The 21,766-nt window shown below is 56.3% G+C and carries 22 protein-coding genes; 6 read left to right on the top strand and 16 right to left on the bottom strand.

Going from position 1 to position 21,766, the window contains the following annotated elements:
• The 3 genes from AOY23_RS10530 to nrdG all read left to right on the top strand — a co-directional run.
• A partial coding sequence (locus AOY23_RS10530; protein WP_152958516.1) for an autotransporter outer membrane beta-barrel domain-containing protein occupies nt 1-1,938 on the top strand: 1,938 nt, incomplete at its 5' end.
• 482 nt (nt 1,939-2,420) lie between these two features.
• Nucleotides 2,421-4,559, top strand: coding sequence for an anaerobic ribonucleoside-triphosphate reductase (nrdD, locus tag AOY23_RS10535; RefSeq protein WP_054181264.1), 2,139 nt, complete (start codon nt 2,421-2,423; stop codon nt 4,557-4,559).
• A gap of 105 nt (nt 4,560-4,664) precedes the next feature.
• Complete coding sequence (nrdG, locus tag AOY23_RS10540; RefSeq protein ID WP_054179602.1) at nt 4,665-5,129, top strand: anaerobic ribonucleoside-triphosphate reductase-activating protein; 465 nt, start codon at nt 4,665-4,667, stop codon at nt 5,127-5,129.
• A 3-nt stretch (nt 5,130-5,132) separates the two neighbouring features.
• Here nrdG and AOY23_RS10545 read toward each other — a convergent pair whose 3' ends face one another.
• From AOY23_RS10545 to AOY23_RS10600, 12 genes are all read right to left on the bottom strand, one after another.
• The gene (locus tag AOY23_RS10545; protein ID WP_054179603.1) at nt 5,133-5,423 is read right to left on the bottom strand and encodes a type II toxin-antitoxin system RelE family toxin; all 291 of its coding nucleotides are present in this window, start codon (nt 5,421-5,423) and stop codon (nt 5,133-5,135) included.
• Entirely contained in the window at nt 5,413-5,655 is a 243-nt protein-coding gene (locus tag AOY23_RS10550; RefSeq protein ID WP_054179604.1) for a type II toxin-antitoxin system RelB/DinJ family antitoxin, read from the bottom strand. The genes AOY23_RS10545 and AOY23_RS10550 overlap by 11 nt, the downstream gene beginning before the upstream one ends.
• Before the next feature lie 95 nt (nt 5,656-5,750).
• Nucleotides 5,751-7,661: a BglG family transcription antiterminator gene (locus AOY23_RS10555; protein WP_054179605.1), complete on the bottom strand. Its 1,911-nt coding sequence runs from the start codon at nt 7,659-7,661 to the stop codon at nt 5,751-5,753.
• A 49-nt stretch (nt 7,662-7,710) separates the two neighbouring features.
• Nucleotides 7,711-8,862 carry a lactonase family protein gene (locus AOY23_RS10560; protein ID WP_054179606.1) on the bottom strand — a complete coding sequence of 384 codons (1,152 nt, stop codon included), beginning with the start codon at nt 8,860-8,862 and terminating at the stop codon, nt 7,711-7,713.
• An 80-nt stretch (nt 8,863-8,942) separates the two neighbouring features.
• Nucleotides 8,943-9,683, bottom strand: coding sequence for a 2-dehydro-3-deoxy-phosphogluconate aldolase (dagF, locus tag AOY23_RS10565; RefSeq protein ID WP_054179607.1), 741 nt, complete (start codon nt 9,681-9,683; stop codon nt 8,943-8,945).
• Nucleotides 9,680-10,798 carry a DgaE family pyridoxal phosphate-dependent ammonia lyase gene (locus AOY23_RS10570; RefSeq protein ID WP_054179608.1) on the bottom strand — a complete coding sequence of 373 codons (1,119 nt, stop codon included), beginning with the start codon at nt 10,796-10,798 and terminating at the stop codon, nt 9,680-9,682. Before AOY23_RS10570 ends, dagF begins: the two co-directional genes overlap by 4 nt.
• Nucleotides 10,782-11,915: an amidohydrolase/deacetylase family metallohydrolase gene (locus AOY23_RS10575; RefSeq protein ID WP_054179609.1), complete on the bottom strand. Its 1,134-nt coding sequence runs from the start codon at nt 11,913-11,915 to the stop codon at nt 10,782-10,784. Before AOY23_RS10575 ends, AOY23_RS10570 begins: the two co-directional genes overlap by 17 nt.
• Before the next feature lie 43 nt (nt 11,916-11,958).
• Entirely contained in the window at nt 11,959-12,603 is a 645-nt protein-coding gene (locus AOY23_RS10580) for a DUF4310 family protein (protein WP_049848648.1), read from the bottom strand.
• Between the two features lie 12 nt (nt 12,604-12,615).
• The gene (locus tag AOY23_RS10585) at nt 12,616-13,392 is read right to left on the bottom strand and encodes a DUF4311 domain-containing protein (protein WP_038156176.1); all 777 of its coding nucleotides are present in this window, start codon (nt 13,390-13,392) and stop codon (nt 12,616-12,618) included.
• Between the two features lie 22 nt (nt 13,393-13,414).
• Nucleotides 13,415-13,714 (bottom strand): DUF4312 family protein, encoded by a 300-nt coding sequence (locus AOY23_RS10590; protein WP_054179610.1) that lies wholly within the window; start codon nt 13,712-13,714, stop codon nt 13,415-13,417.
• Nucleotides 13,715-13,716: 2 nt separating this feature from the next.
• Complete coding sequence (locus AOY23_RS10595; protein ID WP_038156178.1) at nt 13,717-14,079, bottom strand: SFCGS family glycine-rich protein; 363 nt, start codon at nt 14,077-14,079, stop codon at nt 13,717-13,719.
• A 10-nt stretch (nt 14,080-14,089) separates the two neighbouring features.
• Nucleotides 14,090-14,428: a glycine dehydrogenase gene (locus AOY23_RS10600; RefSeq protein ID WP_152958518.1), complete on the bottom strand. Its 339-nt coding sequence runs from the start codon at nt 14,426-14,428 to the stop codon at nt 14,090-14,092.
• A gap of 414 nt (nt 14,429-14,842) precedes the next feature.
• Here AOY23_RS10600 and AOY23_RS21770 point away from each other — a divergent pair, with 414 nt between their 5' ends.
• Entirely contained in the window at nt 14,843-14,998 is a 156-nt protein-coding gene (locus AOY23_RS21770) for a Hok/Gef family protein (protein ID WP_072170981.1), read from the top strand.
• 72 nt (nt 14,999-15,070) lie between these two features.
• On the opposite strand, the gene cybC is transcribed toward AOY23_RS21770, so the two are convergent.
• Nucleotides 15,071-15,460: a cytochrome b562 gene (gene cybC, locus AOY23_RS10605; RefSeq protein WP_054179612.1), complete on the bottom strand. Its 390-nt coding sequence runs from the start codon at nt 15,458-15,460 to the stop codon at nt 15,071-15,073.
• A gap of 54 nt (nt 15,461-15,514) precedes the next feature.
• A complete protein-coding gene (pmbA, locus tag AOY23_RS10610; protein WP_054179613.1) occupies nt 15,515-16,867 on the bottom strand; it encodes a metalloprotease PmbA in 1,353 nt (450 codons plus the stop codon).
• Between the two features lie 95 nt (nt 16,868-16,962).
• Between pmbA and yjgA the strand changes: the two genes are divergently transcribed.
• A complete protein-coding gene (yjgA, locus tag AOY23_RS10615; protein ID WP_054179614.1) occupies nt 16,963-17,514 on the top strand; it encodes a ribosome biogenesis factor YjgA in 552 nt (183 codons plus the stop codon).
• Nucleotides 17,515-17,593: 79 nt separating this feature from the next.
• Here the strand turns inward: yjgA and mpl are convergent, their stop codons facing one another.
• Entirely contained in the window at nt 17,594-18,970 is a 1,377-nt protein-coding gene (gene mpl, locus AOY23_RS10620) for a UDP-N-acetylmuramate:L-alanyl-gamma-D-glutamyl-meso-diaminopimelate ligase (RefSeq protein WP_054179615.1), read from the bottom strand.
• A gap of 174 nt (nt 18,971-19,144) precedes the next feature.
• Between mpl and fbp the strand changes: the two genes are divergently transcribed.
• The gene (fbp, locus tag AOY23_RS10625) at nt 19,145-20,143 is read left to right on the top strand and encodes a class 1 fructose-bisphosphatase (protein WP_054179616.1); all 999 of its coding nucleotides are present in this window, start codon (nt 19,145-19,147) and stop codon (nt 20,141-20,143) included.
• A gap of 51 nt (nt 20,144-20,194) precedes the next feature.
• On the opposite strand, the gene AOY23_RS10630 is transcribed toward fbp, so the two are convergent.
• Nucleotides 20,195-21,766, bottom strand: a complete 1,572-nt coding sequence (locus AOY23_RS10630; RefSeq protein ID WP_054179617.1) for a methyl-accepting chemotaxis protein — start codon at nt 21,764-21,766, stop codon at nt 20,195-20,197.

A 21,766-nucleotide genomic window follows, 5' to 3' on the forward strand; every position in this document is an offset into this window, starting at 1 on the left:
GCCTCGCTGATTAACACCGGGACCCTGGAGTTCACCGCCGCACAGAGCAGCAAGCCACTGCGGTTCAACGGCAATGCCCAGGTGATTAACGCCGGAACCATGAATGTCACCGGGGTGGCTGACGGTATTGTGTCAGAAGGCTCAGCCACTGATGCCTTCTTCTGGAACCAGCAGGGCGCCACGCTCAACTTCAGCGGCAACAACGGCTGGGGCGTCAAAATGGGGGGCAGCGGCTACTCAGCGCAGAACGACGGCACCATTAACATCAGCGGCAACAAATCCGTGGCGATGTACGTGGGCGGCAGTAACCAGGCAGTCAACAACGGCACCATTAACCTCGGCACCGAGGGCGGCAGTGACTCCGGGCTTATCGGTATGCAGCTGGGGGCTGACGCCACCGAAGACGCGGTGATTGAGAACAACGGCACCATCAATATTTATGCCGACAACTCGTATGCCTTCAGCAAGGCCGGTGCGAACGGCCATGTGGTCAACAACGGCACCGTGTATATCGCTGATGATGTCACCGGCTCCGGCCTGATTGCCCAGGACTCCGCCACCATCGAAGGGCTGAACGGCAATGACGGCAACGCCAGCGAAGTGCACTACTACAGCCACGACAACAGCAACAGCCTGAACGGTTACGTGGTCGGCACCAACGCTGACGGCAGTGCCGGGCAACTGATGGTCAGCAATGCCAGCATGGACGGCGTCAGCGTCAACACCGGTTTCACCTCCGGCACGTCGGCCACCACCATGACTTTCGACAACGTGGTGCAGGGCAGCAACCTGACCGACGCGGACGCCATCACCTCCACCTCGGTGGTGTGGAACGCGCAGGGCAGCACTGATGCCCAGGGCAACGTGGACGTCACCATGACCAAAAACGCCTATGCCGATGTGGCAACCGACAGTTCGGTCAGCAGCGTGGCGACCGCGCTGGACGCGGGTTACACCAGCAATGAACTGTACAGCAGCCTCAACGTCGGCAGCACCGCAGAGCTCAACAGCGCCCTGAAACAGGTGAGCGGCAGCCAGGCAACGAACGTGTTCCGTGAAGCACGGATGCTGGGCAACCGCTTTGACATGCTGGCCGACGCGGCACCGCAGGTGAGCAGCGGTCTGGCATTCAACGTGGTGGCGAAAGGCGACCCGCGTGCCGAACTCGGTAAAAACACCGACTACGACATGATGGCCCTGCGTCAGAAACTCGCCCTCACGGACAGCCAGAACCTGACGATGGAGTACGGTATCGCGCGCCTTGATGGCAGCGGCAGCCAGAGTGCCGGTAACAACGGCATCACCGGCGGCTACAGCCAGTTCTTCGGTCTGAAGCATCAGATGGCGTTTGACAACGGCCTGAGCTGGAACAACGCCCTGCGTTATGACGTGCATAACCTCGACAGCAACCGCTCTGTTTCCTACGGCGACACCAACAAGACCGCTGACAGCAGCGCGAAACAGCAGTATCTGGAGTTCCGCAGCGAAGGGGCGAAGACGTTTGAACTGAGCGAGGCGCTGACCGTCACCCCGTATGCGGGTGTCAAACTGCGCCATACGCTGGAAGACGGTTATCAGGAGCGTAACGCCGGAGACTTCAACCTGAACATGAACAGCGGCAGTGAAACGGCGGTGGACAGTATCGTCGGGATGAAGCTGGATTATGCCGGGAAAGATGGCTGGGGAGCGAGCGCCACCCTGGAAGGCGGCCCGAACCTGAGCTATTCGAAGAGCCAGCGCAGTGCGACACTGGCGGGTGCCGGAAGCCAGCGCTTTGCGGTGGACGACGGCCAGAGCGGCGGCGGCGTTAACAGTCTCGCGACGGTGGGCGTGAAGTACAGCGGCGAAAGCAGTGCCCTGCAGCTTGACGCGTTCCACTGGAAGGAGGACGGCATCAGCGATAAGGGGATGATGCTGAACTTCAAGAAAACGTTCTAAACAATATCAAATACCCCGGCAGTCAGGATGACGGCCGGTGACAGCGTTCCTTTCCTGAACCGGTGTGACGAAAGTCCTCCGTTAATATCCCCGGCGACACGGATGCCTGCCGGGGTATTAAAAATTCCCCCTAAGTGACGTGAGTCCGTGTTTTTGTTGAAGTTTTACTCAGAATATTCTCATCAAAATTTACATACCCGCCAATGCCCGCCCACTGCGCCCCGCGATTTTTACTTTGTTTTGAATCAATAAAAATGCAAACTTGTTTGATGCAAATCACTATATATAGAATTTAGAATGCACTCCGACCCAACATATAGTATTAATCGTCTACTATGTCATCAGATCCCATCGAACTATGGCGGTGATGGGTGTGGATAAAACGGGTCATGGCCGAAGGAAGTGCTTGGTTGCACTATGAATAACGCCTTCCGCCATCGTTCCGCCTCTGTGGATAACCTGTTCTTTTATATGGAGTGATCATGACACCGCATGTGATGAAACGAGACGGCTGTAAAGTGCCTTTCAAATCAGAACGCATTCAGGAAGCTATTCTGCGTGCGGCAAAAGCAGCGGGAGTCGATGACGCAGATTACTGCGCCACCGTCGCGGCAGTGGTGAGTCAACAAATGCAGGGCCGCACACAAGTCGATATCAGCGAAATCCAGACAGCCGTGGAAAACCAGCTGATGTCAGGCGCCTACAAGCAACTGGCGCGCGCTTATATTGAATATCGACACGATCGCGACATCCAGCGTGAGAAACGCGGTCGTCTGAACCAGGAAATTCGTGGACTGGTCGAGCAGACCAACTCCGCGCTGCTGAACGAAAACGCGAACAAAGACAGTAAAGTGATCCCGACGCAGCGCGATCTTCTGGCCGGTATTGTCGCCAAGCACTATGCCCGTCAGCACCTGCTGCCACGCGACGTGGTGCAGGCGCACGAGCGTGGCGACATTCACTACCACGATCTCGACTATTCCCCTTTCTTCCCGATGTTCAACTGTATGTTGATCGATCTGAAAGGCATGCTGACGCAGGGCTTCAAGATGGGGAACGCGGAAATCGAACCGCCAAAATCGATCTCGACAGCAACGGCTGTCACCGCACAGATCATCGCTCAGGTCGCGAGCCATATTTATGGCGGCACCACCATTAACCGTATTGATGAAGTGCTGGCGCCGTTCGTTACCGCCAGTTTCAAAAAGCACCGTAAGGTCGCTGAAGAGTGGCAGATCCCCGATGCCGACGGCTACGCCCACGCGCGCACCGAGAAAGAGTGCTATGACGCGTTCCAGTCGCTGGAGTATGAAGTCAATACGTTGCATACCGCCAACGGTCAGACGCCATTCGTCACCTTCGGCTTTGGTCTCGGCACCAGTTGGGAATCGCGCATGATCCAGCAGTCGATTCTGCGCAACCGCATCGCGGGCCTCGGTAAAAACCGTAAAACGGCGGTGTTCCCGAAACTGGTCTTTGCGATCCGCGACGGCCTGAACCATAAGTTTGGCGATCCGAACTACGACATCAAACAACTGGCGCTGGAATGTGCGAGCAAGCGCATGTACCCGGATATTCTGAACTATGACCAGGTGGTAAAAGTCACCGGTTCGTTCAAAACCCCGATGGGCTGCCGCAGCTTCCTCGGCGTGTACGAAGATGAAAACGGCGAACAAATTCACGATGGCCGTAACAACCTCGGCGTTATCAGCCTTAACCTGCCGCGCATCGCGCTGGAAGCAAAAGGCAACGAAGCCGTGTTCTGGAAACTGCTCGACGATCGTCTGCAACTGGCGCGTAAGGCGCTGATGACGCGTATCGCCCGCCTGGAAGGGGTCAAAGCCCGCGTGACGCCCATTCTGTATATGGAAGGCGCCTGCGGTGTACGTCTGAAAGCGGACGACGACGTTTCCGGCATCTTCAAAAACGGTCGCGCGTCGATTTCCCTGGGCTATATCGGCATCCATGAAACCATCAACGCGCTGTCTGGCAATCAGCACATTTACGACAGCGCTGCGCTGCGTGAAAAAGGCGTGGCGATTGTCCAGCGTCTGCGTGACGCGGTAAACCAGTGGAAAGACGAAACCGGTTATGGTTTCAGCCTCTACAGCACGCCGAGCGAAAACCTCTGCGACCGCTTCTGCCGTCTGGATACCGCAGAGTTCGGTATTGTTGAGGGTGTGACGGACAAAGGCTACTACACCAACAGCTTCCACCTCGACGTGGAGAAAAAGGTGAACCCGTACGACAAGATCGACTTTGAAGCGCCCTACCCGCCGCTGGCGAGCGGCGGTTTCATCTGCTACGGCGAGTACCCGAACATTCAGCACAACCTGAAAGCGCTGGAAGATGTCTGGGACTACAGCTATCAGCATGTGCCGTACTACGGTACCAACACGCCGATTGATGAATGCTACGAGTGCGGTTTTACCGGTGAATTCGAGTGTACCAGCAAGGGCTTTACCTGCCCGAAATGCGGCAACCACGACGCCTCCCGCGTGTCAGTCACCCGCCGTGTTTGTGGTTACCTCGGCAGCCCGGATGCGCGTCCGTTCAACGCCGGTAAGCAGGAAGAGGTGAAACGCCGCGTTAAGCATCTGGGGAATGGGCAGATCGGTTAATCCGCTGCCACGTTAATGCCCGGTGGCGCTGCGCTTACCGGGCCTACGGACCGCTCTCTTTTGTAGGCCGGGTAAGCGCAGCGCCACCCGGCGTGGTTATTCGCGATGAACTATCACCAGTACTACCCCGTCGACATCGTCAACGGGCCTGGTACGCGATGCACCCTGTTTGTTTCAGGGTGCGTCCATGAATGCCCCGGGTGCTACAACAAAAGCACCTGGCGGCTGAACTCCGGGCAGCCGTTTACCCAGGCGATGGAAGACCAGATCATCAACGACCTGAACGATACGCGCATTCATCGCCAGGGCGTGTCGCTGTCGGGCGGTGATCCGCTGCACCCGCAGAACGTACCGGATATTCTGAAGCTGGTACAACGGGTACGCGCCGAATGCCCCGGCAAAGACATCTGGGTATGGACCGGCTACAAGCTGGACGAACTCACCGATGCGCAAATGGCGGTGGTCAACCTGATCAACGTGCTGGTGGACGGTAAATTCGTGCAGGACTTAAAAGACCCGGCGTTAATCTGGCGCGGCAGCAGTAACCAGGTCGTGCATCACCTGCGGTAGTGCTTACTCATCCAGCCGTTTGTCCGCACTGGCGTAGACGGCTGATTTTTCTCGTTTCCCCACCGCAATGACCATCACCACAACAATTTCCTCTCTGACCTGATAAACCAGTCTGTAAACTGCTGTTTTCAATTTTATTTTGTAGCAGTCCGGCAAATCATGCAGTCTGGCGGATTCCACCCGCGGATGAACAAGCACCTCAGCCAGTTTCTTTTTGAACTGTGAACGAACGGTACTCCCAAGCTTTTTCCACTCTTTCAAGGCGCGGGGATCAAACTCCAGTTCATAGCTCATCCAACCTGACCTTAATGCCCTTTTGCGGATTAGCCAGCCGTTCACGCACGGTGCGCAGTAAGGCGTCTTCGGTATCGCTGACGGTCACTGTTTTCACCGGCATGCGACCGTTTTCTGCGAGGTATTGAAACAGCAGCCGAACGGCTTCTGTTGGGGTGAGATTGAGTTTATCCAGCACGGCGTATGCCTCTTCCTTAAGTTTGTCATCGAGTCTGACGTTAAGCGTGGCCATTATGCCTCCGGAAAAAGAAAAGATGTAATGCATTATAGCATTACATCTGCATTACATTCATTTCTGGAAAGCGGCTCGCAGAACTTAACCTGCACTCAGAAACGGCTTACACACTCCATTGCCACCGCTTTAAATTCGCTAAAGCTTTGACAGGCAGAGAGTCTTTGCATGGCGCGCTCGCGCAGGAAGGTGACGAAAATATCGTAAATCGCCATCGCCTCTTCGTATTCGCTTTTGCTGATCGCCAGCAGGAAAATCGCGTGCGCGGTTTCATCTCCCCAACGGATACCCTGCGGTGCGAGTACGGTATAGACCACCGTTTTTTTCGCCAGCAGGCCAAGGGCGTGCGGCAGGGCGATCCCTTCGCCGAGCATGGTGCTGACGATGGCTTCACGCTCAACCACTGAGGCATGGAATTCAGCATCAACAAAGCCCTCTTCGCACAGGCTGTCGCACAGCTCGCGGAACAAGGTTTGCTGATCCATCGGTGTGTTGATCACCCGGAAATGGGCGACATCAAAGAACTTTTCCAGCATCCACGGGCGCGTTCTGTCCACCAGCACCAGCTTGCCGATCTGCTCCAGTTGATAATCAGTCGGGAATGGCGCAATCGTCACCACCGGTTTGTCTTTTTCGCTGATGCGAACGGTGGAAATGACAAAGTCTTCGGTGATGCTTTCACGGTCTTCATAGTCGCGCAGTGAAAGCGTATCGGTAATTTCAATCTGCGGATATTTGCGCAGCAGCACCGCTTCGATCATTCTGACCATCGCGTTGCCTGCGTCGCACACCAGCAGGACACGCGGCTGGCGCTGATAACCGATGTTGTAGTGACGCTCAAGCCCGACGCCGATATGCAGCACCAGGAAACCAATTTCGTTTTCGCTGATCACATACGGCGTGTATTTTCCCCAACTGGAAACCGCCGCCAGCGTCATGTCCCACGCCATCGGGTAGTGCTGCTTGATGTTGTCGAGCAGCGGATTGGGGATCATGATCTGGTAGCGCACCCGGGTGATCATCGTTTTGATATGGGTGAGCAAATCCGCATGCAGTTGCGCGTCGTTCAACAGGTTGTAGTTATATTGCGTGTTGATATAGCGAAGAATGTAGTTCACCAGCGCTTCGTCATCGTCGGCGCTGATGGTTTCCGGGTCGACATCCTGCACCTGGCGGGCGGCGATATGCACACACAGCCACTCTTCTTCCGCCGGTGACAGCGCCTTCCCTGCCAGTTGTTGCAACGATGCAGCGATGTCCTGCGCCGCATCACGCACGTTCTGCGCGACATCTTCCGCACTGAATTCCGACAGCGGGTAGCCTTCGCTGATGCGGCGAACCGCCACCGCGCAGTAAATACGCACAAAGCGCTCGCCTTCCGCCGTCAGGCGCACATGGTGGCGGGTAAACGCCTCCTGTAATACTTCCGCCAGTCGCTCCGGGACTCCGGCGTTGAGTGCCTCTTCGGTGATGAGCGGGTTGTTGCTGTCAGTTTGCGCCAGCTCCCACAACAGATCCGTCAGGCAGGCGCGAATGGAGACTTCGCTGCCAAACAGCTTCATGCCGTGACGCGGGCGGGTTTCCAGCGTCAACTGATAGCGCTGAAAACGCTCGCGCACGTCAACCATATCGCTTTGCAGCGTGGCGCGGCTGACAAACCATTCATCCGCTAAATCTTCCAGCTTGAGGGAAAAGGCGGAAGTGAGAAAACGTACGGATAAGTAATTCACCCGCTCATGGGCGGTGCGCGGGATGCGCAGCGCTTTCGGGCGTGAGGCTTCCAGCGTCTGGTAGCGTGAAGGGTCATCAATTTTCAGCTGATAACCACTGCCGCGCGTCAGAATAAACTGCGCGCCATAATGCAGCAGCAGTGAATTCAGCGCGGTAATATCAGCGCGAACGGTACGTGTGGAAACCGACAGTCGCTGCGCCAGTTCATCCTGCGGCAGCGTTTCGTTTTGCAGCAAATCAAACAGTTGCGCTAAACGTTGGTTGGGGAATCGCACGTCAGTTTCCTCTCTGATGGGCGGGCGCCTCTCGCACCCGCCTTACCACTTAGGGTTTTGATGATATGACCATTTGCGATGGGCTTCCCACCGCCGTGTAGTCCTCTGCAAAGGTTAACTTGCCATCGGTCGGCGACACGCTGAAACGGGTGATATTGTCGCTGCGCTGGTTCATCACATACAGCCAGCGGCCTTGTGCATCGAGCGTCAGCGTGCGCGGATAGTCGCCGCGCGTCCAGATATCCTGCTGGTGTGTCAGCGTACCGTCGGCCGTTACAGTAAAGTGACCAATGCTGTTATGCAAACGGTTGGCAACATACAGCTGTTTTCCGTCGTGGCTTAACACCAGACCGGCGGCAAAACTGGTGCCCTTGTAGCCGTCCGGTAATGCCGAAATCGTTTTACCTTCGCGCAGGGTGCCGGTGGCCGTATCCAGTTGATAGTAAGTTAGCGTAGAGGCTTCTTCGTTAATCAGCCACACGCCGTCGCCTTTCGGAGTGAAAACAAAGTGGCGCGGACCGGCACCGTTCGAGGATGCCGCGACAAACGGCGGATCGTTCGGCGTCAGCTTGCCGCTCGCTGCGTCAAAGCGGTACTGATAGACGCGATCCAGCCCCAGATCGGTTGAAAAGACATACTTCCCGCTGGGATCAGCGGCGATCATGTGGGCATGCGGACCGTTATGGTCACTGATAGCAAAGCTGCCTTCGACGGCACCTTCAGGTTTTGCCGCGCCCGCCGGACCTTCATCCTGATGCGTATCACTCGCCTCGCCCAGGCTGCCATCCGCTTTCACCGGCAATACAGCGATCGAACCGCTGACGTAATTCGCCACCAGCAGATGTTTACCGTCCGGCGTCAGCGAGAGATAGACCGGCCCGGCACCACCGGAAGCGGCCTGATTCAACTCGCTCAGCTCACCCTTTTCATTAATACGCCAGGCCTGTACGACGCCTTTTTCAACTTCGCTGGCGGCATACAGCGTTTTGCCGTCTGCGGAAACGGTGAGCTGGGCGGCGTTAGGTAGCGTGCTGACCAGCGTTTTGTCGCTGAGTACGCCGGTTTGTGGATCAACCGAAAAACGGTACAGCCCTTCACCATTCGGATTGTAGGTGCCCACCCAGGCAAACTGCGTTTGCGCCGTGGCGGCGGTGGCGAGCAGAGAAAATGAAGCAACAAGCAGATGACGTGCAGAAAGCATATTAACTCCTTGATGGATCGACTGAAATTATTTTCCCTTCACTCCCGCCCTCTCCCGACGAGAGGGGGCGAAGGGGCAGGTTATTTAACCCGTTGTTTGGTCATCGCCAGCAACTGGCGTACATCGTCAGGGCGGGTATCACCACTGGCTTTATCAATGATGGAGCTATAGATGTGCGGAATGATTTTGCTGACCCCGGCGTCGAGCGCGATCTGCAGGATCTCGCCGAAGTTTTCCAGATCGATACCCCCGGTCGGCTCCAGCCAGAAATCATGACGGGCGCAGGCTTCCGCCACCGCTTTGTATTCGTCACGGCACTTGAGGCCACCCATCGGGAAATATTTCACCGAACTGCCGCCCATGTCTTTCAGCAGGGCGATCGCGGTGTCAACCGGCACGATGCCATCCGCGGCGGCGCTGCTCAGCGGACCGGTGGAGATCTTCACCATGCCCGGCGTGCCGGTCGGGGAAATCAGCCCATTTACCACCGTCTGGTTCTGCCCCAGCAGCGCACGGCTGGTCGCGACGCCGGTGAAAACCTGGTTCACATGCTGCGGCTGTACCTGACGGGAGATTTCACTGACCATGGCCGACTGGTTCGGATCGCCCGCGCCCAGCCCGACGGACAGCGCGTTATCGATTAGCGCCGCATACTCGCGCATATCCGCCACCGCCGTGGCGACATCCGGGTAATTTTTGGAAAGCACACCGACCAGCACGTGGCCTTCTGCCGCTTCGTAAATGGCGCTGGCATTCGCTTTGCTTCCCGCCAGCACGTTCAGGCAGACACGATCACGATAAAAATTCGGGGTCAGTTTCATGCTTTTTTCTCCTTGTTCAGTACTTCGGCAATGCGGCGCGCGACGATCTCAAGCTGATCGGCGTTAACGCTACGCACATCCGCTTCGATGATCCCTTCGTTCGCTTTGTAACCACGGAAATAGATGGCGTACTGCCCTTGCTTAAGAGCGTTGACCAGATCGCCGGTCGCCACGTTGGTCACCGCTTCATCAAATTTGATTTCGGTACGGGCGATGTCGCGTCCGGCGCTGTCCCATACCACGCGGGCAGTCACACCCTTCAGGGTATTGAGCTGGTTGATGAATGGCGTCATCTTCGCCACCATCTCATCACCGCTCTCTTTGCTGGCGGTGAGGTAATGTTCGATGGCGCAAGTCAGGCCGAGAATGCCCTCTTTACCGACTTTCATCGCCCGGCCGATGCCTGCCGTCTGGCGTTTCACCCATTCGACGTACTGCGTTTTACCGATCACCAGTCCGCTGGTCGGCCCTTCGATGGCTTTCGCGCCGCTGTAGATCACCAGATCGGCGCCCATGCGGTAGTAGCACTGCAAATCTTCTTCTGCCGCCGCATCAACAATCAGCGGCAGGTTGTGTTTACGCGCTACCACGGCGGCCTGCTCAACGCTGAGCATGCTTTTCTGTACGCAGTGGTGAGATTTGATATACAGGATCGCCGCAGTGCGTGGCGTGACAGCCGCCGCGAGCTGATCGGCAGAGCATTCATTGGCATAGCCCGCTTCCACCAGCTTACCGCCGCCGAGCGCAACCATGGTGCCCACCGGCGCGCCAAAGTTAACGTTGTGCCCTTTCGGCAGCACGATTTCGTTATTTTCAATCGGCGTGACGTGGAGATTTTCCAGCAACCAGTCGCTGTCTTTTACCAGCACCGCCGCGACCGACTGCGCGATCCCCGCAGAAGCGCAAGAGACCACCGTCGCCCCTTCCACTTCCAGCAGTTTTGCAATGTATTCCCCGGTTTTGTTGACCAGATCTTTCATTTCAAAGTAGTGGTTCATGCCGCTCATGACGGCCTCGACCACTTCCGGACGCGGCGTGGAAACCCCTAACGCCGTCATGCGACCGGATGTATTAATCACTTGTTTTAAATTGTATTTTTCAAAAATCGAAGGCATGTTCCGTGCTCCCTTGTTCGGTCATATAGCCCTTGCCCGCACGAATAGCGGCCAGCGGCACCAGAATATTGTCAGCCTGCAGGCTGTCGTTTTCGGCATCCACCATCACGGTGGGCTGATGTTTCAGCGTGAAGAGGGTCAGATCAGCGTCAAAGCCTGCTGCCAGGCGTCCTTTACGCGATAAGCGCAGCCCTTCTGCCGCATGGTCAGTGACACAGGCGATCACCTGCGGCAGCGACAGGCCAATGGCGAGAAATTTCGACATCACACTCGCAAGAGAATGTACCGGGCCGTCAATACGGTTGCGGCAGTAGATATCCGAGCTGATGGTGTGCGGCAGAATGCCCATGCTGATGGCGCGTCGCGCCACCTCAAAGCTGAAACTGGCCGTGCCGTGGCCCACATCGAGGCGCACGCCGCGCTGAATGGCGCGGGTAATGGAGGCACGCAGTTCGCCCGCGGGCGTCAGAATGCGGTTTGGTTTGCCGTTATAGCAGTGAGTAATGATATCGCCGGAGGTCAGCAGTTCCGCGATCTCATCCAGATTCGGCGGATTGTTGCCGATATGCACCATCAGCGGCAGATCGCCGTTCTCTTTCTGGATGCTTTTGGCGCGTTCCAGCGGCGTGATGCCGTTTTCGCCGACCACGCTACTGCTCATACGCGCTTTCAGTCCGACGATAAAATCCGGGTGACGTTTGACCGCGTCGCGAACCGCAGCGGCATCAATATTCGCCATGTTCGACAGTTCGTTCTGGGCAATCAGCCCGACGCGGGATATATTCAACAGCGCATAGACGTCAGTGCTGGCCTGACGGGTCAACTGCCAGAAGTCGTCAATGTCGTCCGCACCGGTGCTGCCAGCGTCGATGACCGTGGTGACACCCGTCGCGATGCCGACGCTGTCAGGTTCATCGTGATAAATCGGGGATTTTGGGTAGCAATGGACGTGGGAGTCAATCCAGCCTGCGCTGACATAAACCTCGCCGTGGAGTTCTACCGTTTTTTTCGCGGGTGCGGTGATATCGCCCAGTGCGGCAATTTTGCCGTCCAGAATGGCGATATCGGTCAGGGTATCGTCGACGAGGCGCGCACGGCGCAGGAGTAAATCAAACATACCTTTCTCCTGTGAAGGCGGGCGCCGGAGCGCCCGTAAAACATTAGCTGATAGCGATGGGGAAGATAGAACCGAGGATCATGGCGCCAAGAATGGCTCCCCCGGTGATCGGCTTCTGCCAGAGGTAGAACAGCAGCGCGCCAATCAGTGAACCCACGCCGATCGGAATGGACGCCGTCATTGCGCTCAGGATAATCAACGGCCCGAGGAAGCGGCCTGACGCGTTACCGGCACCCATCATGACGTCAGCACCGTAGGTGGAGTCGCTCTGGTTGATGGTGAACTTACGCGCCAGAATAATGATGTAACCAATCGCCAGACCAATCACCAGACCGGTAATCAGCGACGCAATGAAATTGGTCACCGGGAACATGATCCCCGCGCCCAGCAACAGCGCCGGAACCCCAAGACCCACACCGGTCTGGATAGCGCCGCCGATATCAAGGATCCCCACCAGCGAACCTTCGATGATACGGGCAAACAGGAAGCTCGCGCCAAACGCCGCGACCGCACCGTATACGCCGGTATCAATCCCCGCTTTCAGCATGGCCACGAAGGCCACTTCGTTAAACGCGCCGATACCGTAGAGGTAGTACATGTGCGTCCCGGCGAACACGCCGGAGGAGAGCAGGCCAACAAAGATCGGGAACGACCAGTCGGCATACCAAAAACCTTTTTTCTCTTCCATTTCAGGCTCCTGTTATTTACCGCTGAGAGAGTTATGGATCACATCCAGCCAGTTCGGGACGGTCAGATGGAAAGATTCGATCATCTTCATGTCGAAGCCGCGGAAGAAGCCGCTCAGAACGAACAGCGCTACAATCGCCACCATCATCACTTTGGTCACACGATGCCAGCCGCTCTCTTCAACGCCTTTACCGATCAGAATACCCAGTACCAGACCTGGCACGGCGTTACCCATGATCAGTTGCGCTGCGCCACCGAAGACGGTTGCCCAGAAGCCGGATTTTTTACCCGCGTCGATAGCCGCCAGCCAGAAGATCACCGGCATCACGGTATTCACCAGCAGGTTTGCCGCCGGTACCAGTACCTTCACTGCCGTCACCTGCAGTGCTTCCGGTACGGACGAGGCGGTCAGGTTGAGGAAGGTCACCACGATCATGCCGATCACGCCGCAGGCGATCGCCATTTTCTTCGGATCATGCAGCGTTTCACCGACATTGCGGTTTTTCAGCATCAGCGCTGCCGCACCCCAGTTAGGAATAATGCGGTGGTCGACGTCCTGTGTGAAAGAACCCGCCGCAACAGAGGAGGCCCACGCGTTGAAGAAGAAGCCTAACCCAAAGGAGAAGTGAGACGCAGGGTCCCCTTCGCAAGAGTTCAGTTCCCCCAACGTACGAAACGCGCCCATCCCCTGTGTGGTGGGCGCATGAAACATGCGTGCAGCCCCAGCACCCACGCCGACGCCCACGAGGCCACCGATGATGAGTGATTTTATTAAAATTATCAGGAACATTAGTCTGCCCTTTTAGTAAGAATCAGCGTTGCGTGACAAAATCTACCCTGTCGAGGTTGATGGCGGTCACGTTGACGGTGACATCCAGCTCCACGCTGTACGACCGTCTTTCCCGGCGCAGAAAGAAGAACAAAAACGCTTCCTTACGCACCGCTTCACGCGCATGAACAACTTGCACATCCTGTGGCTCAATACGCAGTAAAATGTGCGGTGAACTCTTCATCACCGCTGATTGCACCTGGTTAAGCGCATCGGAAAAAGCACGTGCTTTTGAGTCGCCTTTGCCCTTAACCCTCACCGTGGTGGTGAACTGCTCTTTCATAGTTATGCGCCGTATTTCTTTTTCCAGGCTTCCACCAGGCGCTCGCCCAGCTCTTCTTTATCCATAAAGCCAAAACCCAGAACGTTGCAGCCTTCATTGATGGCCGTTACGCCCTCATCCACAGAACGCATGCCGTATTTCGCTTTGTAGCCATATTTGTTTTGTGCCGTAATGGCGCCCGCGCCACCGCTACCGCAGAAAGAGATGCCGAAGGTGGCGTTTTCCGCTTTCATCACGTCGCCAAGCTTCATGTCTGCCGCTACGCCCGGAACAACCACGGCACGGCCACCGGCTTTCTCAACGCCTGCAGCCACTTTCTGTCCTTTGCCAAGGCGATCGCCAATCACAACGGTAATCTGTTCCATCATTTGCTCCTTAAAGGTTGTCTTTCGCTACTTCGAAGTGAACGGAGAGCAGCCAGGCTTCTTCCTCAGGGAGATTGCCGAACTGCGCGACCACTTCTCGGGCGAGCGTCATTGAATCTGGTGAAATTTCTTCGAACAGGCTGGCGTCCACTTCAGGCAGCGGCTCACCGGTCACTGACCGATGCGCCATCGCGCGGACGTGAGAGGTCAGCATCTGCTCCTGTACTGCATTGGGGAGAATGTTGTGGCGGCTGAGCAGCGCAAAGGTCTGCTTCAGCATGGTATCGGCAAGTTTCTCTGTCTGAACTGCCTGGTCCCCAACGTCGTTCATTACCGCTCCGTTAATCACTCGTCTTACCCCGTTAATGTCTCTGAGATAAAAGTAGCGTTGGGAAACCGGAGTTTGTAGACAGTTGTTTTCCACTTCGAAGTGGAAAGGAAACAGGCAGCAGTGATCTGTGCCACATAATTGCGGTGAATAAGTTTAATTGACTGGAATTATGTGATGAATATCACGGGGATTGGCGGCAAATCATGGCGTGTCGCAGCGAAAAACCTTGCGAGGCTTCTCGTAAAAATGTGATGTCGATAAGGTTTGCTTATAAAAAATCGCTAAGATGCTTGCGGGTGCTTGAGACTTTCCGTCTCAGGCATGGGACGGAAAGTGGAAAGCCCCACCTGACTATAAATCAAGGTGGGGCCCTAAACTTCACGTCTCAACCGTGGAGGTTAGTGCCTTACCTGCAGAAGCAAGGAGGCATCCATGAAACGACCGCAACCAATTATACGGGCGCTGCTGATAATTGCTATGACAATCATCGCAGTGACTCTGATTACCCGGCGATCGCTTTGCGAAATTCGATATCGCAACGGTTCGCAGGAAGTTGCAGCACGTCTGGATTGCAAATCTGACAAGTAAGGAGCTATACCGGGGGGAGTTCCGAACTCCCCCCGCCCCACACAATGAGGGCGTAAGGCTCAAGCACCTATTTTAACGATACTTTTTGTGATAGGTATTGCGCGTCGTCACAAAGCCGTCAGCCGCAGCCTGCGCCTCTTTCACTTTACCTTCGTTAGCCAGTTTCAGCGCGCCGTCGATTTGCCCGACCAGCGTATCCAGGCCGTGGCGGAAATCTTTCATCTCGGCGCTGTCAGCCGCTTTGCCTTCCAGCTTCGGCGGCGTCTGTTTCTGCGCATCCAGCGCAGCGGCGCGCATTTTGCTCAGCGCGTCCTTCATGTCCGCGGCGTTATCGGTCTTCTGTACAATTTTCAGGTTTGCGTTGAGGGTATCCATATCGTCTTCAAGATCGGCGGCAAAGACGTTTGTCGCGCTGAGGACAAGGGAAGACACCGCTAACATCGCGAGGAGTTTTTTACGCATTGCTCACTTCCTTTTTTGTTATTAACGGCGCGGCAGGTCGCGCCAATAAGTGAATCATTGCCCGGCGATTTTTATCTCCGGCAACAGCACAGAACCACACTGTATATTGCTACGTGTTTCAATATCGTCGGCGATGGTGACAATATTGCGCCACATGTCTTTCAGATTCCCGGCGATGGTGATTTCACTCACCGGATACTGAATTTCGCCATTCTCAACCCAAAAGCCTGACGCACCGCGCGAATAATCACCCGTTACGCCACTGACACCCTGCCCCATCAGTTCGGTCACCACAAGCCCGGTGCCCATTTCTTTTAGCAACTTTTCAAAACTCAGGCCACGCCCGGCAATGCGCCAGTTGTGAATGCCACCCGCATGCCCGGTGCTTCTGAGGCCCAGTTTACGGGCTGAATAGTTGGTCAGCAGCCATTGCGTGAGGATACCGTCTTTGATGATATCGCGACGTTCTGTGCGTACGCCTTCGCTGTCGAACGGCGTCGAGGCCAGCCCTTTACGCAGATGCGGATGTTCTTCGATGGTCAGCCACGCCGGCAGGATCTGCTTGCCGAGGGAATCCAGCAGAAACGTAGATTTGCGGTAGACCGCGCCGCCAGCAATCGCGCCGACCAGGTGCCCAAACAGCCCGGTCGCCACATCACTGGCGAAAATCACCGGCGCTTTCATCGTCGACAGTTTGCGCGGCGCGAGACGCGCCAGCGTGCGACGCGCGCACTCTTCACCGACCCACTCCGGCGATTTCAGATCATCAATCGCCCGGCCGATGGTGTAGGCGTAATCGCGCTCCATTTCGCCGTTCTCTTCCGCAATAACGCAACTGGAAAGCGAATGGCGGGTCGAGCAGTAGCTTTGCAGCATGCCGTGGCTGTTGCCGAACACTTTGATGCCGTAGTGGCTGTTAAAACTGCCGCCTTCGGTGTTGGTAATGCGCTTGTCGGCCTTGAGGGCGATTTGTTCGGCGCGGGCCGCCAGTTCGATGGCTTCATCGGGTGAGATTTCTGACGGATGGAAGAGATCCAGATCCGGCGCGTCAAAGGCCAGCAGGTCTTTATCCGCCACCCCGGCGTAAGGATCGGCGGAGGTGTAACTGGCGATATCCAGCGCCGCCTGCACGGTGCGCGCAATCGCCTGCGGGCTTAAATCGGTCGACGAGGCACTGCCTTTGCGATTCTGGTGATACACCGTAATGCCGAGCGCGCCGTCGCTGTTGAATTCGACATTCTCCACTTCACCGTAACGCGTGCTGACGCCAATGCCGGTGGTTTTCGACACCGACACTTCGGCGCCATCTGACTTGCCCGACGCCAGTTCCAGCGCGGTAGAGACCGCTTCTTCCAGTGCTTTACGCTGCTCTGCAACTTGTGTGATTACTTTCATCGTCAATGCCATAATGTAAAGAGAGTTTCAATGAAGTCTAACAGAGAACCGTTTTCCAGTGCGCGCCTTAACTGGTAACATGTGCCTCTTTTTTTAAGGAGCCTGAGATGACCAAGCAGCCCAAAGACTGGCTCGACGATGTTCCCGGTGATGACATCGAGGATGAAGATGATGAAATCATCTGGGTCAGTAAAAGTGAAATTAAACGCGACGCCGAAGAGTTAAAACAGCTTGGCGCGGAAATGGTCGATCTGGGGAAAAACGCGCTGGATAAAATCCCGCTCGACCAGGATCTCCGTGACGCCATCGAACTGGCGCAGCGTATCAAGAAAGAAGGCCGTCGCCGTCAGTTGCAACTGATTGGCAAAATGCTGCGTCAACGCGATGTCGATCCAATTCGCCAGGCGCTGGATAAGCTGAAAAACCGTCACAACCAGCAGGTTGCGCTGTTTCACAAGCTGGAGCAGATGCGTGATCGCCTGATCGACGAAGGCGACGATGCCATGGCGGAAGTGCTGAATCTGTGGCCGGATGCCGATCGCCAGCAGATGCGCACACTCATCCGCAATGCGAAGAAAGAGAAAGAAGGGAATAAGCCGCCAAAATCCGCGCGCCTGATTTTCCAGTATCTGCGCGAACTGGCAGAGAACGAGCAGTAACCGTTTTGCCGGATGGCGCTGCGCTTATCCGGCCTACAGGATCGTAGGCCCGGTAAGCAAAGCGCCACCGGGCAGTAAACTACGCTTCAACCGCGTCCGTTTTTTTCGCCAGACCGTCCAGCAGTTTCTGATGGATCCCACCAAAACCGCCGTTACTCATCACCAGAATGTGATCGCCTGGCTGCGCGGATTTCACAATCATCTCCACCAGCGCGTCAACGTCCGCACTCCAGAAGGCTGGCTGGACGCAGGCTTCCGCCACTTCCGCCACCTGCCAGGGAATATGCTGCGGCTGTAGCAGATACACTTCATCCGCGCGCCCCAGCGACGGCGCCAGATCGCTTTTGCTGATGCCCATTTTCATGGTGTTGGAGCGTGGCTCCAGCACCGCGATAATGCGCGCCGTGCCGCCCACTTTACCGCGCAGTGCCTGCAGCGTGGCGAGGATCGCCGTCGGGTGATGCGCGAAATCGTCATACACGCAGACGCCGTTCGCTTCGCCACGCAGTTCCAGGCGGCGGCGGGCGTTGATAAACGACCCCAACGCATTCGCGGCATCCGCAGGCGTGACGCCCACATGACGCGCGGCGGCAATCGCCATCAGGCCGTTATTCATGTTGTGTTCGCCAACCAGCGCCCACTTCACCTGACCGACGACCTCGCCGTCCAGCAGCACTTCCCACTCGGACGCGTCAGTGTTCAGCTTTCTCGCCTGCCAGTGACCCTGTTCGCCCACCAGTTCCTGTTCGCTCCAGCAGCCCATCGCCATCACCTGTTTCAGGTTAATGTCGTTTTCCGGCAGGATGATGCGCCCCTGACCCGGCACGATGCGCACCAGATGGTGGAACTGTTTCTGAATTGCTTTCAGATCATCAAAGATGTCCGCGTGGTCAAACTCAAGGTTGTTGAGCACCAGTGTGCGCGGACTGTAATGGACGAATTTGGAGCGCTTGTCGAAGAACGCACAGTCATATTCGTCAGCTTCGATAACGAAGAACGGGCTGTCGCCGAGACGGGCAGACACATCAAAATTGCCCGGCACACCGCCGATCACAAAGCCCGGCTTGTAACCGCAGGCCTCTAAGATCCAGGTTGCCATCCCGGCGGTGGTGGTTTTGCCGTGAGTCCCGGCAATGGCCAGCACCCAGCGGTCACGCAGCACGAAATCGTGCAGCCACTGCGGACCGGACATGTACGGAATATTCTTCTCCAGCACCGCTTCCACGCACGGGTTGCCGCGCGTCATGGCATTGCCGATGATCACCAGATCCGGCTGCGGATCGAGTTGAGCAGGATCGTAACCCTGAATTAAATCAATACCTTGATTTTCCAGTAACGTGCTCATTGGCGGATACACGTTGGCGTCCGAACCCGTCACTTCGTGGCCCAGGGTGCGTGCCAGCATCGCCAGTCCGCCCATGAAAGTGCCACAAATTCCCAAAATATGAATGCGCATAGTTACGTCCTTTCTTTTAGCTGGCGCGTATTTTACTCATATGTTCGACAGCAGCGAAACGCATTTCAGTTAAATCCGTATTTTGCTGGCGCGATTCACCTGTGCGCTACTATTTGAATCTTTGTTAAGATTGTTGCGGTCGCTTTACTCCACATAAAATGCAGGGAAAGTGTTATGAAAACGTTAGGTGAATTTATTGTCGAAAAGCAGCACGAGTTCTCTCATGCTACCGGTGAGCTCACTGCTTTGCTGTCGGCAATAAAACTGGGCGCCAAAATTATCCACCGCGATATCAATAAGGCCGGTCTGGTCGATATCCTGGGTGCCAGCGGTGCTGAGAACGTGCAGGGCGAGGTTCAGCAGAAACTCGATCTGTTCGCGAACGAAAAACTGAAAGCTGCACTTAAGGCGCGCGACATCGTCGCGGGCATCGCGTCGGAAGAAGAAGACGAGATCGTCGTCTTTGAAGGCTGTGAGCATGCGAAGTACGTCGTGCTGATGGATCCGCTGGATGGCTCATCCAACATTGATGTTAACGTTTCTGTTGGCACCATTTTTTCAATCTACCGTCGCGTGACGCCGGTAGGCACCCCGGTTACCGAAGAGGATTTCCTGCAGCCGGGCAACAGGCAGGTCGCTGCCGGATATGTGGTTTACGGCTCCTCCACCATGCTGGTGTACACCACCGGCTGCGGTGTTCACGCCTTTACCTACGATCCGTCGCTGGGGGTATTTTGCCTGAGCCAGGAGCGCATGCGCTTCCCGGAAAAAGGCAACACCTACTCCATCAACGAAGGCAACTACATCAAATTCCCGATGGGCGTGAAGAAGTACATCAAGTTCTGTCAGGAAGAAGATAAGGCCACGCAGCGTCCGTATACGTCACGCTATATCGGTTCTCTGGTGGCCGATTTTCACCGTAACCTGCTGAAAGGCGGGATTTATCTCTACCCAAGCACCGCCAGCCACCCGCAGGGTAAACTGCGTCTGCTGTATGAGTGCAACCCGATGGCCTTCCTCGCCGAACAGGCGGGCGGTAAAGCCAGCGACGGTAAAGCGCGCATTCTGGATATTATCCCGGATAGCCTGCACCAGCGCCGTCCGTTCTTCGTCGGCACCGATCATATGGTGGAAGATGTGGAACGCTTTATTCGTGAGTTCCCGGACGCGTAATACCTGAACGTCTGACCCTCTTCCCGATGGGGAGAGGGTCAGTGTGAGGCATCAGACCGCGCCTGCGCCCTGTAGCCTGAACGAGGCCATCGCTTCAATCAGCTCCTGCGACTGCTCTTCCAGCGAGCGCGTTGCCGCGGAGGATTGCTGTACCAGCGCGGCGTTCTGCTGAGCGGTTTCATCCATCTGGCTGACGGCGATATTCACCTGCTCAATGCCACGACTTTGTTCCTGCGACGCACTGGCGATTTCACGCATCAGCTTGGTCATTCGCAATACTTCGGTGGCGATTTCATCCATCGTTTCACCCGCCTGCAGCGCCAGATCGCTCCCCTCGCCCACGTGACTGCGGGAATCGCTAATCAGCTGACGAATTTCTTTCGCCGCATCCGCACTGCGGCTCGCCAGAATGCGCACTTCACCTGCAACCACCGCAAATCCACGCCCCTGCTCACCCGCACGCGCCGCTTCCACCGACGCGTTGAGCGCCAGGATGTTGGTCTGAAACGCGATGCCGTCGATGACGCTGAGGATGTCGGCAATACGATCGGAACTGCTGGAGATATCGCGCATTTTTTCAATGACGTAGCACACCATTTCGCTGCCGCGATCGGCGGTGTCAGAGACCGCTTTCGCCAGCTGGTGCGCCTGCTCGGCATTTTCAGCGTTCTGTTTCACCGTCGCGGTGATCTCTTCCATGCTCGCCGCCGTCTGCTCAAGGGAGGTCGCGGTGGATTCTGTCCGCTGTGCCAGGTGCATGTTACCCGCCGCCAGTTCGCGGCTGCCGGTATCAATTTGTGAGCTGGCGTCACGCACCCGCAGCACGGAAGACATCAGCGACTGGCGCATGTCGTCGATAGCCGCGTTGAGGCGGTTAATTTCGTGGCTCGCCTGTTTGTCCGTTTCCCAGGTGAGATCCCCGGCGGCGACATGTTCCAGTTGAGCGATAGACGCATTCAGCGGCTTGAGCAGCATCTGACGCAGCGCCATCCATGCCAGAACGATCACCCCGGCCGTCAGCAGTGCGACAATGATGATAAACATCATCACCCGCGTTTTACTGCTCTGCACCGCGCTGACCTCTGCTTTTCCGCGCTGGTCGACCCACTTCTGATACGCCTGCATGTCGTTGTCAAACTGGCGGGAAACCGGGATCAGGCTCTTTTCGAGCAGATCGTAATAGCCGTCCGCGCTCTGTTTGTTCAGCGCGTCCAGCATCGGCTTAATGCCCTGTTCGCTGTAAGCGGCGTAGCTGCCCGCCACCGTTTTCAACAGCTTATCGCCCTGCTCGTCCTGCATCGGCGTGCTGAGCACCGCAGCCAACACCTTTTGCGCCTGCGCCACTTCTGTATTGATATTTTTGACCGCTTTAGTGGCGTCATCCAGCATCCCGATTTCCATCAGACGTACCGCCTGACCGGCTTCGTTACGCGCCCGCAAAATCAGGGTATAGCCTTCATTGAGATGCACCATCTGCTCACCCTGGAGCTGGTTGATGCGCTGCAAAGAGGAGGAACTTTGAGAGAGGGCATAAATGCCCATGCCGCTCACCAGCAAAAGCAGGAGCGTCATCACGGCGAGTACAGAGAGCAGGCCGGTTCGAATCGATAGCGTTTTTAGCAT

The sequence above is a fragment of the Trabulsiella odontotermitis genome (assembly GCF_001297775.1).
Lineage (GTDB): Bacteria > Pseudomonadota > Gammaproteobacteria > Enterobacterales > Enterobacteriaceae > Trabulsiella > Trabulsiella odontotermitis.

What these genes read in the sequence shown, in the direction of transcription:
- nrdD (WP_054181264.1), top strand. Translation starts at nt 2,421, where the DNA reads ATGACACCGCATGTGATGAAACGAGACGGCTGTAAAGTGCCTTTCAAA.
- nrdG (WP_054179602.1), top strand. Translation starts at nt 4,665, where the DNA reads ATGAACTATCACCAGTACTACCCCGTCGACATCGTCAACGGGCCTGGT.
- AOY23_RS10545 (WP_054179603.1), bottom strand. Translation starts at nt 5,423, where the DNA reads ATGAGCTATGAACTGGAGTTTGATCCCCGCGCCTTGAAAGAGTGGAAA.
- AOY23_RS10550 (WP_054179604.1), bottom strand. Translation starts at nt 5,655, where the DNA reads ATGGCCACGCTTAACGTCAGACTCGATGACAAACTTAAGGAAGAGGCA.
- AOY23_RS10560 (WP_054179606.1), bottom strand. Translation starts at nt 8,862, where the DNA reads ATGCTTTCTGCACGTCATCTGCTTGTTGCTTCATTTTCTCTGCTCGCC.
- dagF (WP_054179607.1), bottom strand. Translation starts at nt 9,683, where the DNA reads ATGAAACTGACCCCGAATTTTTATCGTGATCGTGTCTGCCTGAACGTG.
- AOY23_RS10570 (WP_054179608.1), bottom strand. Translation starts at nt 10,798, where the DNA reads ATGCCTTCGATTTTTGAAAAATACAATTTAAAACAAGTGATTAATACA.
- AOY23_RS10575 (WP_054179609.1), bottom strand. Translation starts at nt 11,915, where the DNA reads ATGTTTGATTTACTCCTGCGCCGTGCGCGCCTCGTCGACGATACCCTG.
- AOY23_RS10580 (WP_049848648.1), bottom strand. Translation starts at nt 12,603, where the DNA reads ATGGAAGAGAAAAAAGGTTTTTGGTATGCCGACTGGTCGTTCCCGATC.
- AOY23_RS10585 (WP_038156176.1), bottom strand. Translation starts at nt 13,392, where the DNA reads ATGTTCCTGATAATTTTAATAAAATCACTCATCATCGGTGGCCTCGTG.
- AOY23_RS10590 (WP_054179610.1), bottom strand. Translation starts at nt 13,714, where the DNA reads ATGAAAGAGCAGTTCACCACCACGGTGAGGGTTAAGGGCAAAGGCGAC.
- AOY23_RS10595 (WP_038156178.1), bottom strand. Translation starts at nt 14,079, where the DNA reads ATGGAACAGATTACCGTTGTGATTGGCGATCGCCTTGGCAAAGGACAG.
- AOY23_RS21770 (WP_072170981.1), top strand. Translation starts at nt 14,843, where the DNA reads ATGAAACGACCGCAACCAATTATACGGGCGCTGCTGATAATTGCTATG.
- cybC (WP_054179612.1), bottom strand. Translation starts at nt 15,460, where the DNA reads ATGCGTAAAAAACTCCTCGCGATGTTAGCGGTGTCTTCCCTTGTCCTC.
- pmbA (WP_054179613.1), bottom strand. Translation starts at nt 16,867, where the DNA reads ATGGCATTGACGATGAAAGTAATCACACAAGTTGCAGAGCAGCGTAAA.
- yjgA (WP_054179614.1), top strand. Translation starts at nt 16,963, where the DNA reads ATGACCAAGCAGCCCAAAGACTGGCTCGACGATGTTCCCGGTGATGAC.
- mpl (WP_054179615.1), bottom strand. Translation starts at nt 18,970, where the DNA reads ATGCGCATTCATATTTTGGGAATTTGTGGCACTTTCATGGGCGGACTG.
- fbp (WP_054179616.1), top strand. Translation starts at nt 19,145, where the DNA reads ATGAAAACGTTAGGTGAATTTATTGTCGAAAAGCAGCACGAGTTCTCT.
- AOY23_RS10630 (WP_054179617.1), bottom strand. Translation starts at nt 21,766, where the DNA reads ATGCTAAAAACGCTATCGATTCGAACCGGCCTGCTCTCTGTACTCGCC.